This window comes from Pseudomonas sp. LFS074 (assembly GCF_047978165.1).
Lineage (GTDB): Bacteria > Pseudomonadota > Gammaproteobacteria > Pseudomonadales > Pseudomonadaceae > Aquipseudomonas > Aquipseudomonas putida_P.
The window spans coordinates 2,359,963-2,374,013 of sequence record NZ_JBFPFV010000001.1 but is presented as its reverse complement, the minus strand read 5'-3'; the positions used below and the strand labels follow the sequence as shown (position 1 = coordinate 2,374,013).

10 protein-coding genes are annotated in these 14,051 nt (G+C 60.7%); 6 read left to right on the top strand and 4 right to left on the bottom strand.

Features of this window, described 5'->3' with window-relative positions; genetic code table 11:
* Positions 1–20 precede the first annotated feature (20 nt).
* Entirely contained in the window at positions 21–893 is an 873-nt protein-coding gene (gene catR / locus ACNQP3_RS10970; protein ID WP_012271853.1) for an HTH-type transcriptional regulator CatR, read from the top strand.
* A 373-nt stretch (positions 894–1,266) separates the two neighbouring features.
* Here catR and ACNQP3_RS10965 read toward each other — a convergent pair whose 3' ends face one another.
* The 3 genes from ACNQP3_RS10965 to ACNQP3_RS10955 all read right to left on the bottom strand — a co-directional run bounded on the left by ACNQP3_RS10965 (position 1,267) and on the right by ACNQP3_RS10955 (position 7,133).
* Positions 1,267–4,479 (bottom strand): T6SS effector BTH_I2691 family protein, encoded by a 3,213-nt coding sequence (locus ACNQP3_RS10965; RefSeq protein WP_264317020.1) that lies wholly within the window; start codon positions 4,477–4,479, stop codon positions 1,267–1,269.
* Positions 4,480–4,621: 142 nt separating this feature from the next.
* A complete protein-coding gene (locus ACNQP3_RS10960; protein WP_264317019.1) occupies positions 4,622–6,025 on the bottom strand; it encodes an amino acid permease in 1,404 nt (467 codons plus the stop codon).
* Between the two features lie 76 nt (positions 6,026–6,101).
* Positions 6,102–7,133, bottom strand: coding sequence for a histone deacetylase family protein (locus ACNQP3_RS10955; protein WP_264317018.1), 1,032 nt, complete (start codon positions 7,131–7,133; stop codon positions 6,102–6,104).
* A 124-nt stretch (positions 7,134–7,257) separates the two neighbouring features.
* Here ACNQP3_RS10955 and ACNQP3_RS10950 point away from each other — a divergent pair, with 124 nt between their 5' ends.
* Complete coding sequence (locus ACNQP3_RS10950) at positions 7,258–7,740, top strand: Lrp/AsnC family transcriptional regulator (RefSeq protein ID WP_012271848.1); 483 nt, start codon at positions 7,258–7,260, stop codon at positions 7,738–7,740.
* Between the two features lie 38 nt (positions 7,741–7,778).
* Here ACNQP3_RS10950 and ACNQP3_RS10945 read toward each other — a convergent pair whose 3' ends face one another.
* Entirely contained in the window at positions 7,779–8,690 is a 912-nt protein-coding gene (locus ACNQP3_RS10945; RefSeq protein WP_012271847.1) for a LysR substrate-binding domain-containing protein, read from the bottom strand.
* A gap of 97 nt (positions 8,691–8,787) precedes the next feature.
* Between ACNQP3_RS10945 and ACNQP3_RS10940 the strand changes: the two genes are divergently transcribed.
* The 4 genes from ACNQP3_RS10940 (at position 8,788) to ACNQP3_RS10925 (ending at position 13,964) form a co-directional block, all read left to right on the top strand.
* The gene (locus ACNQP3_RS10940; protein WP_264317017.1) at positions 8,788–9,879 is read left to right on the top strand and encodes a tartrate dehydrogenase; all 1,092 of its coding nucleotides are present in this window, start codon (positions 8,788–8,790) and stop codon (positions 9,877–9,879) included.
* A gap of 194 nt (positions 9,880–10,073) precedes the next feature.
* Complete coding sequence (locus ACNQP3_RS10935) at positions 10,074–11,672, top strand: BCCT family transporter (protein ID WP_012271845.1); 1,599 nt, start codon at positions 10,074–10,076, stop codon at positions 11,670–11,672.
* 120 nt (positions 11,673–11,792) lie between these two features.
* Positions 11,793–12,914 (top strand): aromatic ring-hydroxylating oxygenase subunit alpha, encoded by a 1,122-nt coding sequence (locus ACNQP3_RS10930; protein ID WP_012271844.1) that lies wholly within the window; start codon positions 11,793–11,795, stop codon positions 12,912–12,914.
* Positions 12,915–12,992: 78 nt separating this feature from the next.
* Entirely contained in the window at positions 12,993–13,964 is a 972-nt protein-coding gene (locus tag ACNQP3_RS10925; protein WP_012271843.1) for a PDR/VanB family oxidoreductase, read from the top strand.
* Positions 13,965–14,051: the final 87 nt, after the last annotated feature.

Here is a 14,051-nt window from a genome sequence, read left to right as displayed (position 1 = left end):
CACCATACCCTGGAGGTCTGATGGAGCTGCGCCACCTGCGTTACTTCAAGGTTCTGGCCGAGACCCTGAACTTCACCCGCGCCGCCGAGTTGCTGCACATCGCTCAACCGCCGTTGAGCCGGCAGATCAGCCAGCTGGAGGACCAGCTCGGCACCCTGCTGGTGGTGCGCGAACGCCCGCTGCGGCTGACCGAAGCGGGTCGCTTCTTCTACGAGCAGACCTGCACCGTGCTGCAGCAGTTGCAGAACATCAGCGACAACACTCGTCGTATTGGCCAGGGCCAGCGCCAGTGGCTAGGCATCGGTTTTGCCCCCTCCACCCTGTACAACGTGCTGCCAGAGCTGATCCGCGAGCTACGTCAGGACAGCGAGCTGGAGCTGGGCTTGAGCGAGATGACCACGCTGCAGCAAGTGGAAGCGTTGAAGACCGGGCGCATCGACATCGCCTTCGGGCGCATTCGCATCGATGACGCGGCCATTCAGCAACAGGTACTGCGCGAAGACCCGCTGGTGGCCGTGCTGCCCAAGGGCCACCCGCTGGCGGGCAGCCCGCTCAGCCTTGCCCAGTTGGCGGGCGAAGCGTTCATCCTCTACCCGGCCAACCCTCGGCCCAGTTATGCCGACCATGTGCTGGCGCTGTTCGCGCAGCACGGCATGAGTATCCGCGTCAGCCAATGGGCCAACGAACTTCAGACCGCTATCGGCCTGGTGGCTGTAGGTGTAGGGATAACCCTGGTGCCGGCGTCGGTACAGCAGCAGCATCGCACCGATATCGAGTATGTCGGTTTGCTGGATAGCGGCGCGGTCAGCCCGATCATCCTTAGCCGGCGCAAGGGGGATGTGAGCCCGGTGGTGCAGCGGTGCCTGGCGTTGATTGCGCAGCAGGCAGTCTGAGTGAACAGCACAGGACCTTGGGGGCAAGCGTTTTAGCGGACATCGTTTGTTGCGGGTGCACTGCGAGATTCAAGGTCGATTTCCGTTGGCCACCGGACCTTGGGCGCTAGGCGATGCATGGGGCTAAGACCATCGTCATCGTTCCAGTCCCGGGGTGGGTGGACGAATTTTGGTAGGGCGTCAGGGCCTCAGCAAAGCCACGACTCCTCTTAAGCTGAACGTTGATCTTGGTAGTTCTAGATACACGTCATCATAGTAATTGGGTGATGGCCTTACATTTTTCACGTCGCATCTGAGATCAGGTATTTCTCTGACATGGGGCAAATCGTAGCTCCACCCAAGCGACCGCTCCCATTGAGTTTTTGATCCGCGATTAATCATTTTCCCCTCGCTCACATACCTCTAGGTAAGCACTCGGAATAGTCCGATCTAGCCAATACATGACCAACAGCGTTGCTCCAGTTATTGTGTGCTTCCCGACAGTGGGCATAAGCTCCACTACGCCTGAAACCTCCAACCAGCAAACACCGTTCTGCTCACTACATTCTCGCTGTTTTATTACTATAGAATCAGCTTTATAGTCGGGTATCCTTGGTGGGGTGAAACTAGAGAATCTTGTAGATTTCGATAACTCCTCTGTAGTGATAGCGTGAAAGTCATCAACAACAATGGTCTCTCCACCTTTGTACTCAGGAAACTCTCCGTCGCCGACGCGGTGGACAATTAGAACCCAGCGAAAAGCAGAAGCACCATCTCTATAGTTTGGCAAAACCACCTGAAATCTAAGTTTTTGCTCTGTCACCAGACCCACTAGACCTCCAATTTTCGGCGCTGCGGGATCTGTTACCATGCTCGACTCAAAATTGAACTTCGCCTTAACACCAAGAACTGCTGCATTAAGCTCTGCAAACGCAATATCTGCGTATTCAGGCGCATCCCAATGTACTGCCGGTGTTTCATCTCCTTTTCCAAACCAGCAGCGCCTTGCCCAACGCTCCAATGCTGAAGATCTATTTTTTTCAGCCTGCTTGCTCAATGCAAATGCAGCCAAGCTCAATATTACAGCGAGGCCTAAAGGTCCTAAAATTAGCGATTTAAATACGGCACCAGCAAAAGCCACAGCACCTATTCCGTAGAATACAGCAGAAGTAGCATGAAGAATCCGCGCTGTTTTATCCCCCGCTGCCGAAGCTCGCTTGGCGGCGGATATTGCTTGTGCGGTATCGAAAACTCCGGCTACTGCACTGAACAAGGCGCCGAACTTAACGAGCGCTACTCCAACTGCTGGTACGCCGCGGGTCCAAGGCGCTTTTATATAACCAGCGCTGGAGCGCATAACGAGTCCAACCAGTTCAATCTGCCCTCCCAATATCCCCAGCTGCGCTCCCTGCAGCGCCAGCTTGGCCTCATGCGCTTTCGGTCCAATCTCCTCCTCCGCTTTTTCCTGATTCCTGGCCAGGCTGTCGTATTGAAAGTACAGCCCTCCAATTGCCAGCAGTACTTCCCAACTTCCCGCCACACCGCGCAAGCCGCGAAAGCCGGTTCGGACCAACTGCGCCGCCTGCTGCGAAGTGATCCTCATCCCCTGCAACACCTTGCGCGCATTCGCCTCCAGCGTTCCCGCCGCCACCGAGACATCCACCAAGGTAATCTGTGCCGCGCTGCTGACTTGGGTCACCTTCATATTGGCTTCCTCAAACAACCGGCCACGCACCTCTTCAGCCGTGCCCTCGACCCACACCGTCACGGTGATCATGGTGTGGGTAAACCGCGGGTCGAGCACTGCCAGGCTCATCAACCCATGCTGGATGATCGGGCGCACCTTGCGGAACGGCTTCATCGAGCCAAATTCGAAGTCATCGATGCTGCGATGCATCCGGTCCCGTGCCTCGGCGATGGAGGCATTGGCCTTGTGCTGCAATTCGCGCAGGTGGGCACTTTGCAAGGCGTAGTACTCGCCCAGCTTCATCTTCACTTCCAGTTCGATCAGGTGCACGCCGTTGTAGAGGAACTGCGTCGCGCTGTTCAGGTGCCGCACGGCTTTTTGAATGCCAGGGAGCACGTTGGGCGCCAGGCGCTGGCTGGCCGCGTTGAGCGCGCTCTGCGTTTCGGCGATGGCCTGTTTGAGGGTGTTGCGCATGCGCAGGCCCGCGTCGTCGCTGGCAATGATCTTGCTCAAGATGCCGTAGAGCTTGTCGCTGTCGTTCCAGTTGATGGCTTCGGCAGCGGTAAAACTGGGCAGCAGCCCGGCCAGCAATGCACGGTCCCGCATCAACAACGCGCGATAAGGTGGGCTGTCGGGGTCTTGCAGCCATTTCAGCCAGAGCGTTTCGCTGGTGCCGGCCGCTGGCACCGTACCGAGCACCACGGCCTCGGTAATACCGCCCCCCAGGCACAACGCCATGGTCTTGGCATACGCCACGCCAGACTCACGATGATCACCGTCGTAATCGTACTGCTCGGCCACCTTGAACATGGGCGTGTCGAACAGTGCGGCATACGCACGGGCGTCCTTGTCGATGTAGCGCTGGAACTCGGCTTCCTGCTGGTCGTACTCGGCCTGGAACGCCGCCCGTTGCGGTTCGTGGTAGCGCTCTTCAAGCCGCTCGTCACTTTCCAGCTGCGCACGCTCGACCAGGCGCTGACGCTCTACTGCCGGATCCACGAACACCGGAGGCCCGTCGCCGGTCATTGGCTCCAACGACGGTATTTTCTGTGCCGCCCACTGCCGGTGCGTCGCGCGAATGATCTGCAGAATTTGTGAAGTCTGCAGTTGATACGCCCGCATGGGCTCTTCGCGCCAGACTTGACGCTTCACCACCCAGTTCAGTCGTTGATGGTTGTACTCCTGAATCAAGCCAACGGTGTCGTCGAGCACCACCGCCAGCACACCGCTCTCCAGCTTGTGCCGGTTCATCGCGTTGACCAGGTACCCCTTCAGTGCAAACCGGCGCAGCCAGCGGGTGTAAAAGCCATGCGCACTGTCGAACGGCGAACACCCGTGCTGCGCGTACTCGAACACCTCCTTGTCGATTTGCAGGTTGTCAGGCGTCATGGCGATGCCCAGCAATTCGGGGTTGTTGCGCGCCTGAGTCAGGTCCAAACCCTCAAAGCGATGCGCAGGTGCCGTGCCGCGTTTGTAGGCATTCAGCACGCTCACCGGCCAAGGGTCGCTCGAAAAGGCCAGCCAGGCGCTGCCATAGCGGTCGGTATCGATGTTCAGGAAAGATGAGGGAATGTCGTGGTTTTCATTCACGCACTTTTCGGGGAGTGGTGCGGGCAGGCCGTCGGAAGGTTCATAGGGGTTGAAGCGGCGCAGGTGGCCCTGCTCGCTGACTTCGTAGGCATGCCAGACCTGTTGGTCCAGCAGCACGTACAGGTAGCCCATGCGCAAGGTGCGCAGGCCCATTTTCGTCGAAACATGTAGGCTGCCGGCAACAGTGGTGACACAACCAGGACGTGCATCCGGCACTAAGGCGCGGCGCAGTGGCAGAATCGGCAGGCCTTGCCGCTCGCAGGACATGCACTGGTCGTGCGGCAGCCCGGCTTCGGCTACCGCAATGGCGATACGTTGGCTAAGGGGCATAAGCGACCTCGCGTAGAAAGGGACCCTGATGGTCCCTGAACCCTAACGAGGAATCGCTTGCCGGAGGCTCAGTGGGCTTCCTAAAAACCTGTAGGAAACTTCTCTAAATCAACCACTGGACGGTCACGCCACTGTCGGCTCATTAATTGTGCTCACGGCGACGATGGTAAGCCACCAGCAAAAACACGAACCACAACGGCATCACGCATAGCGCCAACCGGGTATCCGGCTGCAGCGCCAGCAGCACCAGCACAAAGCCGAGAAAGCCCAAGGTCGTGACTGCCATCGGCACCCCGCCCGGCAACTTGAACAGCGAGGCGTCGTGCGCAGCTGGGTTGCGTCTGCGATAAGCCAGGTACGCAGCAAGGATCATCGACCAGGTGAAGATCACCAAAATCGCCGACACCGTCGAGATCAGCGTGAACACGGTCATCACCTCGGGAATGATGAACAGCAAGCTCAACCCGATCAACATGCACGCCCCGGAAAACACCAGGCTGTACACCGGCACGCTCAGTGCCGAAAGCCTGGCGAACAGGGCCGGTGCGTTACGCCGCTCGGCCAGGCCGAACAACATCCGGCAACCTGAGTACACCCCACTGTTGGCCGATGACGCAGCTGACGTCAGCACCACGAAATTGATCATGCCCGCCGCCGCCGGAAAACCCGCCAGCAGGAACAGTTCGACGAAGGGGCTGCGGTTGGCCGGCACTTCGGCCCACGACACCACGCTGATGATGCACACCAGCGCCAGGATGTAGAACAGCAGGATGCGCAGCGGGATGGTGTTGATCGCCTTGGGCAGCGAGCGATGCGGGTTCTTGGCCTCGGCGGCGGTGGTGCCGATCAGTTCGGTACCGGCGAAAGAAAACACGGCAATCTGGAACCCGGCAAAGAAACCGCTGATGCCATGGGGCAGCACCGCACCCGGCGCGACCACGTTGGACAGCGAGGCGACCACACCATTGGGCGAGGTATAAGAGGTAGCGATCATCACCGCCGCCGTGATGATCAACAGCACGATGGCGACGATCTTGATGATACCGAACCAGAACTCCACCTCGCCGAATATGCGCACCGCCAGCAGGTTCAACCCCAGCAGCACGAACAGGGTGAAGAACGCGGGCAGCCAGGCCGGCGCATCGGGGTACCAATACTGAAAGAACCCCGCCACCACGACCACGTCGCCGACCACCGCCACGCTCCAGCTCAGCCAATACGACCAGCTCAGCACAAAGCCGGCGCGCGGGCCCAGGTAATGGGCAACGATGTCGGCGAACGACTTGAAGCGCAGGTCGGACAACAGCAGCTCGCCCATGGCGCGCATCACGAAGAAGACGAAGAACCCGAGGATGGCGTAGACCAGAAGGATCGAGGTGCCGGACAGCGCGATCACCTTGCCCGACCCCATGAACAGGCCGGTGCCGATGGCGCCTCCGATGGAAATCAGCTGGATGTGGCGGTTTTCCAGCGTGCGTTGCAGGTGCCCGTCACGGGTGGGCTCTGCCGGTTTGCTTTGCTCAAGGCTTGCGGACATGTCTTGCATGGGCGACCTCTTGTTATTGTTGGTCTGGCTAGTCGTGCTGTGCCGTGGCCAGCGTGGCCACGGCTTGTCGCGGGGCTTAACGCGCGCTTTCGAAGCCTTGCAGGGTGTTCACCGCGTTGATGCCGATCTCATCGACCATGTAGCCGCCTTCCATCACGAACAGGGTCGGGATGCCAGCACTGGCGATCTCGGCGCCCATGCGCAGGAAGTCTTCACTGGTGAGTTTGAAATGGCTGATCGGGTCGTCCTCGAAGGTGTCGACGCCAAGCGACACCACCAGGTATTCGGGCCGATGCGCGACGATGCGCTTGAGCGCGTCCTGCAGGGCCAGCTGGTACTGCGCCCAGCGCGTGCCTTTGCCCAGCGGGTAGTTGACGTTGAAGCCTTCGCCTGCCCCCACACCCCGCTCATGGGCGTAGCCGGAAAAGTACGGGTAGGACACGTGAGGGTCACCATGCAGGGAGGCGAACAGCACATCGGGGCGATCGTAGAAGATGTTCTGCGTGCCGTTGCCGTGGTGGAAGTCCACGTCCAGCACGGCCACACGCTTGGCGCCCTGGCTCAGGCAGCGCTCGGCGGCGATGGCAGCGTTGTTCAGGTAGCAATAGCCGCCCATGTATTCACGCGCCGCATGGTGCCCAGGCGGGCGGCACAGGGCGAAGGCACTGTCGGCACCGTCGATGATGCGCTGCATGCCGGTCAGGGCAACGTTGGCGCTGCTGCGTACCGCCTCCCAGGTGCCAGCGGTGATCGGCGCGCCGGCGTCCATGGCGTAGAAACCAAGCTTGCCGTCGATGAAGCCGGGCTCACGGTCGATGGCCAGGTCACGCACCGGCCACACCAGCGGCAGCGCGTCGTGGGTCTTGCCGGTGGCGGCCCATTCCTGCCAGGCGTTTTCCAGGAAGCTCACATAGCGTTCGCTGTGCGCCGCCACGTAGCAGGCACGGTCGAACGCCTGCTCGGCGATGACATCGCCCAGGCCGGTGCCGAGCACCCGGGCCAGCACGGTGTCGGCACGCTGGGGGTTTTCAAACGATGGCGTTATCGCGCCGTCCTTGAGTTCCGAGCCATGGTGCAAGCGGTGGTTGTTACTAAAGACTGTCAGCACGCGAATGTCCTTTTTCAAGGGAGTTACCGGGTAACCAATTTTCGCGAGAGACCGCTGGAAATGCTTTGCTTTATGCTCAGCCAAACCGGATTCTTTAGCAAAGTATTCACAGGACCACCAAGCTATGAGCAAAGCTTTTGCTATCGAAGAATTGGACGAAACCGATCGCGAGCTGCTGCGCCTGTTGCAGGCGGACGGCACCCTTTCGAGCGCGGCACTGGGCGAACGCCTGTCGATGACCGTGACACCCTGCTGGCGTCGGCGCAAAAGGCTGGAAGAGCTGGGCATCATCAAGGATTACCAGGCCAACCTCGACCGCAGGAAATTGGGGTACGACGTGATGGCATTTGCCCAGGTGCGCTTTGGCAACCACTCGGCCAATGCGCCGGACGAGTTCGAGCAGGTGATTCTGAAGCTGCCGCAGGTGCTGTCCTGCCACAAGGTGACCGGTGAGGCCGACTATGTGCTGACCGTACTGGCGACCGACCTGGAAAGTTATGGGCGGTTTGTGGAAGAAGTGTTGCGCCGGCAGCCGGGGATTGCCTCGATCCAGTCCAGCCTGGCGTTGCGCGAAGTGAAAGCGGTTTCGCGTGTACCCGTACCCTGAAGGCCGCTCCTATACAAAGCGCGCGTCAGGGCCAGTGTCTACTCTGGCAAGCTATACCGCTCGGCAAAGTACTGCCGGAAAAAGTCCACCGCCACCCGCACCTTGGCCGAACTGGCCAATGGTGAGGTGTACACCGCCCAGATATCCGCTGGCTGGTGATAGTCCTCCAGCACCTGGACCAGGCGCCCATCCTGCAGGCTGTCGTGCACATCCCACCACGAGCGCAGCAAGATCCCGCGCCCGTCCAGGCACCACTGGTGCGCCACTTCGCCATGGTTGGTCGACAAGCCGCCGGTGACCCGCACGCCTTCCTCACCGTCCGGCCCCATCAACTGCCACACGCCAAACGGGTGATCACGTTCCTTGATCACCAGGCAGTCATGGCTGGCCAGTTCGCCCAGCACCTTGGGCGTACCGCGCCGGGCCAGGTAAGCCGGCGCGGCGCACAGTACCCGGCGGTTACGCGCCAGCGGCTTGGCGATCAGGTTGGGCGCAATGGCGTTGCCCACGCGGATGTCCAGGTCGACGCCTTCGGCAATCAGGTCCACCAACCGGTCGTGCACGTCCAGGCGAATGTCCAGGCGCGGGTAACGCTCGGCCAGCTCCGACAAGGCCGGCGCCACGAAGCGGCGGCCCAGGCCAAGGCTGCTGGCAATGCGCAATTGCCCGGCCGGCTCACGGTGCTGGGCACTGATGTCATCGCCCATGCGCTGCACCGCATCGAATATCTGCAGCGCCCACTGATACACCCGCTCACCCTCCTCGCTCACCGTCACCCGCCGGGTGGTACGGTGCAGCAGGCGTACTTCCAGGGTTTGCTCAAGCATGCGGATGCGCTTGCTGATGTACGCCGCCGACATGCCCAGCTCGTCCGCGACGGCGGCAAAGCTGGCGCGCTTGGCCACCTGAAGGAAGATATTGAGGTCGTCGAGGCTGGGCAGATTATTCACGTATCGTGTTCCAAGAATCCATGATTGGCCAGATTATCTCCGGATAAAGCCCTTATAGCATAACCAGCACCTGTTCCCTGGATAACGAGTGCACCCCATGAGCAAGACTTTCAGAATTGCGGCAATCCCCGGCGATGGCATCGGCAACGAAGTACTGCCTGAAGGCATTCGTGTAGTCGAGGCCGCTGCGCGCAAGCATGGCCTGGACATCAGCTTCGAGTTCTTCGAGTGGGCCAGCTGCGACTATTACCTGGCCCACGGCAAGATGATGCCGGACGACTGGTTCGAACAGCTCAAGGGCTTCGATGCCCTGTACTTCGGTGCTGTGGGCTGGCCAGACAAGGTGCCGGACCACATCTCGCTGTGGGGTTCGCTGCTCAAGTTCCGCCGAGACTTCGACCAATACGTGAACATCCGCCCAGTGCGCCTGTTCCCTGGCGTGCCTTGCCCGCTGGCAGGTCGTGAACCAGGTGACATCGACTTCGTGGTCATCCGCGAGAATACCGAGGGCGAATATTCGTCGCTGGGTGGGCGCATGTTCGAAGGCACCGAAAACGAGTTCGTGCTGCAGGAATCGGTGTTCACCCGTCGCGGCGTCGACCGCATTCTCAAGTACGCCTTCGACGTGGCCCAGACCCGCGAGCGCAAGCACGTCACCTCGGCCACCAAGTCCAACGGCATGGCCGTGAGCATGCCGTACTGGGACGAGCGCACCGCTGCGATGGCTGCCAATTATCCGGAAATCAGCTGGGACAAACAGCATATCGATATCCTCTGCGCGCGCTTCGTGCTGCAGCCGGACCGCTTTGACGTGGTGGTGGCTTCGAACCTGTTCGGCGACATCCTCTCCGACCTCGGCCCAGCCTGCGCCGGCACCATCGGCATCGCGCCGTCGGCCAACCTCAACCCCGAACGCAAGTTCCCGTCGCTGTTCGAACCCGTGCACGGCTCGGCACCGGACATCTACGGCAAGAACATCGCCAACCCGATCGCGATGATCTGGTCGGGTGCGCTGATGCTCGACTTCCTTGGCAACGACGGCGCCGACCCACGCTACCACGCCGCCCACGACGACATCCTCAAGGCCATCGAGCAGGTCATCGCCGCCGGTGATGTCACCCGCGACATGGGTGGGCAGCAGTCCACCCAGCAAGTTGGCCAGGCCATCACCGCGCTGGTCGAAGCCTGACGCACAGGGGCCGATTGTCAGAAGTGTCTGACAATCGGCCCCTTGCCTCTTGCTAGCGGCGCAGATTGTATGCAGAATCTGTTAACCATTAGATATTAGTAAACTAAAGGTTAACAACCACGGAAGGAGTTGTACCGCTACACCCCGGATGCCTGCCGGGTATGACAAGTACGCCAACGTCCCAGGAGACGATGATGTCGCACAAGAATAAAAAGATTGATGTGTTCCTGATTACCGTGAGCCTGATTGCCGTGCTGCTCACCGTGATCGGCCTTGCAGCCTTCCCCGCCCAGGCTGAAAGCGCCGCCAACCAGTTGTTCGAGCTGTCCACCCGCACCTTCGGTACCAGCGTGCAGGTGCTGGTGTTCGCCAGTACCCTGGCGGTGCTGTACCTGGCTTTCAGCAAATACGGCAACATCCGCCTGGGCAGTGGCAAGCCTGAATACGCCACCGCCACCTGGGTGTTCATGTTCATCTGTGCCGGCATGGGGTCCTCGACCCTGTACTGGGGCGTGATGGAATGGGCCTACTACTATCAGACCCCAGGCCTGAACATCGCCGCCGCCACTCCCAAGGCGCTGGAGTACAGCGTGGGCTACTCGTTCTTCCACTGGGGCATCAGCGCCTGGTCGATCTACGCCTTGGCTTCGCTGGCCATGGCCTACCACTTCCATGTCCGCAAGAAGAGCGGCCTGAACCTGGCTTCGATTATCGAAGCGGTGACGGGTTTCAAGGCCACCGGGCCAGTAGGCCGTACTGTCGACCTGATCTTCCTGTTGACCATGATGGGCGCCCTGACCGTGTCGCTGGCCCTCACCGCCTCTACCCTGACGCGCGGCCTGCATGACCTGACCGGCACCCCGGATACCTTCACCGTGCAATTGATGGTGATCGGCGGCGTGGCGGTGATGTTCTCGCTCAGCTCCTACATCGGCATCGATGGCGGCCTGCAGCGCCTGAGCAAGATGGTGTGCATCGGCGCGCTGGTGTTTGCCGCTGTCGTCCTGCTGGTCGGCCCAACCCAGTTCACCCTCAACAACACCGCCAACTCGATTGGCCTGATGATCCAGAACTACGTGCACATGAGCCTGTTCACCGACCCGGCCGGCGACGGTGCCTTCACCCGCAACTGGACGGTGTTCTACTGGCTGTGGTGGGTGTCGTACGCCCCGGGCGTAGCCATGTTCGTCACCCGCGTTTCGCGTGGCCGGCAGATCAAGGAAGTGGTCCTGGCCCTGCTGCTGGGCGGCAGCTTCGGTTGCTGGTTCTTCTTCGGCGCACTGGAAAGCTACAGCATGCACCAGTTCATCACCGGCGCGGTGGACGTACCGAAGATGCTGGCCGAGCAAGGCGGTGAATCGGCTGTAACCCACCTGCTGCTGGCGTTGCCGTGGGGCCAAGTGTTCCTTGGCGTGTACCTGTTCATCATGGCCATCTTCTGCGCTTCGCACATGGATGCCGCAGCCTACGCGGTGGCAGCCACCAGCACTCGCAACCTGCGTGAAGGTGACGACCCGACGCCGACCCACCGCCTGTTCTGGTGTGTGGTATTGACCCTGGTGCCGTTGGCCATGCTGTTCGCCAAGGCTTCGCTGTCGACCATGAAGACTGCCGTGGTGCTGACCGCAATCCCGTTCATGGTGATTCTGCTGGTGAAGATCTACGGCTTCCTCAAGTGGATGGTCGCTGACTACGGCCAGGTACCGGCCCACATCATCGAAGAAGAGGCTGCACGGATGGCCGGTGAACAACCTGCCGAGCATGCACCGCGCAGCGCTGCTGCCGTGCATTGATGAAATCAAAGGGGCCGCACTGCGGCCCCTTTGAAGGGTTGCAATTTTTTTTGCCTGATCTGTTAACCAACAGATACGCGTTAACCAACAACTAAAAACCGAGCTTGTGAGAAACCTGTCATGAACGACTTCAAACGCCTGCCCGCCGATTTCTGCGCAAACGCCGACGAGGCCTTCACCATCCCGGCCAATTTCTACACCAAGGCCGCAGTGTTCGAACACGAGAAAGAAGCCATCTTCGCCCGCAGCTGGATCTGCGTGGGCCACCGCAGCGAAGTGGCAGACAACAATGCCTACATCACCCGCGAAGTAATTGGCGAAAGCATCATCGTCGTGCGCGGCCGTGACAGCGTGCTGCGTGCGTTCTACAACGTCTGCCCGCACCGTGGCCACCAGTTGCTCAGCGGCAGCGGCAAAGCCAAGAACGTCATCACCTGCCCATACCACGCCTGGACCTTCAAGCTCGACGGCGAACTGGCCCACGCCCGCAACTGCGACAACGTGGTGAACTTCGACAAAGAGAACTCCACCCTGGTGCAGCTGCGCGTAGAGGAATATGCCGGCTTCATCTTCATCAACATGGACATGGACGCAGGCTCTGTCGAAGACCAGTTGCCAGGCCTGCAAACGCGCATGCGCGAAGCCTGCGCGGTGATCGACGACCTGCACCTGGCAGCACGCTTCGTCAGCGACACCCCTGCCAACTGGAAGTCGATCGTCGACAACTACCTCGAGTGCTACCACTGCGCCCCGGCGCACCCAGGCTTCTCCGACTCGGTCGACGTCGGCCAGTACAGCCACACCATGCACGGTAACTGGACCCTGCAATATGGCCTGGCCAAGCCTTCGGAACAGTCGTTCAAGTTCGACGAAAACGTGAAGGACCCGTCGTTCGCCGGCTTCTGGGCCTGGCCGTGCACCATGTTCAACGTGCCGCCAGGGGCCAACTTCATGACCGTGATCTACGAGTTCCCGGTCGATGCCGAAACCACCCTGCAACACTACGACATCTACTTCCTCAACAAGGACATCACCGAGGAACAGCAGAAGCTGATCGACTGGTACCGCGAAGTGTTCCGCCCAGAAGACCTGCGCCTGGTCGAAAGCGTGCAGAAGGGCCTCAAGTCGCGAGGCTACCGTGGCCAGGGCCGCATCATGGCCGACCGCGAACGCAGCGGTATGAGCGAGCACGGCATTGCCCACTTCCACAACCTGATCGCCGTGGCCCACCTCGACGATTGATGGCAACCGCTCCACGTTTTTTTGCACGTAAAGGTGCGCGGCAGGGCCTGCCGCGCGCCCAGGCAGTCGAGGTGAACCATGGCCAACACTTATGAAATGTTCAGCGTCCGCGTAACCGACGTGGAACAAGCCACGCCGCTGATCAAGCGCTTTACCCTGGCCCGCGAAGACGGCGCGGCGATGCCCGCCTTCACCGGCGGCAGCCATGTCATCGTGCAGATGCAAGGCGCCGACGGCAGCCAGTTCAGCAACGCCTACTCGCTGATGAGCGACCCGCGCGACACCCGCAGCTACCAGATCGGCGTGCGCCTGGAAGAGCAGTCCAAAGGCGGCTCGGCGTTCATGCACCAGCAGGTGGAGGTCGGCACTCGCCTGACCATCTCCTCGCCCAACAACTTGTTCGCCCTCGACCCTTCGGCTGGCCGTCACGTGCTGATTGCCGGCGGCATCGGCATCACCCCGTTCCTGGCGCAATTGCACGAGCTGGAAGGCGGCAGCACCGACTACGAGCTGCACTATGCCTTCCGTGCGCCAGAGCACGGTGCGTTCCAGGACCAGTTGGCCAACGGCCCGCACGCTGCCAACACGCAATTCTACATCGACAGCCTCGACCGCAAGCTTGACCTGGCCGCCTTGTGCGCGGGGCTGGACGCGCAAGCGCACCTGTACGTCTGCGGCCCCAAACCGCTAATCGATGCGGTCATCGCCTGCGCAGCCCAAGCCGGCATCGCCGAACAGCGCGTGCATTGGGAACAGTTCGCCGCCACCCCGGTCACCGGCAGTGCCTTTACCGTGGTGTTGGCGCAGTCGGGTGTGGAGTTGCAAGTGGAAGAAGGCATGACCATTCTGCAGGCCATCGAGAAGTCCAAGGCCGCCAAGGTCGAGTGCCTGTGCCGCGAAGGCGTGTGCGGTACATGCGAGACGGCCATTCTTGAAGGTGAAGCCGAGCATTACGACCAGTACCTGAGCGACGAAGAAAAAGCCGCGCAGCAGAGCATTATGCTGTGCGTCTCGCGCGCCCGTACGGCGCGGCTTGTGCTTGATCTCTGACAAATGCGGTCCCTGTAGGAGCGGCCTTGTGTCGCGATGGGCCGCACAGCGGCCCCAGGATCTTTGCCCTGGCACACAATTGCCGGG

Excerpts from the sequence above, each read along its gene's own strand:
- catR (WP_012271853.1), top strand. The coding sequence starts at position 21 with ATGGAGCTGCGCCACCTGCGTTACTTCAAGGTTCTGGCCGAGACCCTG.
- ACNQP3_RS10965 (WP_264317020.1), bottom strand. The coding sequence starts at position 4,479 with ATGCCCCTTAGCCAACGTATCGCCATTGCGGTAGCCGAAGCCGGGCTG.
- ACNQP3_RS10960 (WP_264317019.1), bottom strand. The coding sequence starts at position 6,025 with ATGCAAGACATGTCCGCAAGCCTTGAGCAAAGCAAACCGGCAGAGCCC.
- ACNQP3_RS10950 (WP_012271848.1), top strand. The coding sequence starts at position 7,258 with ATGAGCAAAGCTTTTGCTATCGAAGAATTGGACGAAACCGATCGCGAG.
- ACNQP3_RS10940 (WP_264317017.1), top strand. The coding sequence starts at position 8,788 with ATGAGCAAGACTTTCAGAATTGCGGCAATCCCCGGCGATGGCATCGGC.
- ACNQP3_RS10935 (WP_012271845.1), top strand. The coding sequence starts at position 10,074 with ATGTCGCACAAGAATAAAAAGATTGATGTGTTCCTGATTACCGTGAGC.
- ACNQP3_RS10930 (WP_012271844.1), top strand. The coding sequence starts at position 11,793 with ATGAACGACTTCAAACGCCTGCCCGCCGATTTCTGCGCAAACGCCGAC.
- ACNQP3_RS10925 (WP_012271843.1), top strand. The coding sequence starts at position 12,993 with ATGGCCAACACTTATGAAATGTTCAGCGTCCGCGTAACCGACGTGGAA.